Origin of the sequence: Oceanimonas marisflavi (assembly GCF_003049725.1) — a bacterium.
Taxonomy (GTDB): domain Bacteria; phylum Pseudomonadota; class Gammaproteobacteria; order Enterobacterales; family Aeromonadaceae; genus Oceanimonas; species Oceanimonas marisflavi.
In genome coordinates this window covers 1-258 of sequence record NZ_QAGM01000083.1, presented here as the reverse complement: position 1 = coordinate 258, position 258 = coordinate 1, and the positions used below count along the sequence as shown (strand labels likewise).

The window sequence follows — 258 nt, the reverse complement described above, 5'->3', positions numbered from 1 at the left end:
CGTTGCATCGAATTAAACCACATGCTCCACCGCTTGTGCGGGCCCCCGTCAATTCATTTGAGTTTTAACCTTGCGGCCGTACTCCCCAGGCGGTCAACTTAACGCGTTAGCTCCGAAACCCGCGCTCAAACGGCACAGACTTCAAGTTGACATCGTTTACGGCGTGGACTACCAGGGTATCTAATCCTGTTTGCTCCCCACGCTTTCGCACCTGAGCGTCAGTCTTTGGCCAGGGGGCCGCCTTCGCCACTGGTATTC

1 rRNA gene is annotated in these 258 nt (G+C 55.8%); it reads right to left on the bottom strand.

Going from position 1 to position 258, the window contains the following annotated elements:
- A 16S ribosomal RNA gene (locus tag DA373_RS16185) occupies nt 1–258 on the bottom strand; the annotation flags it as partial.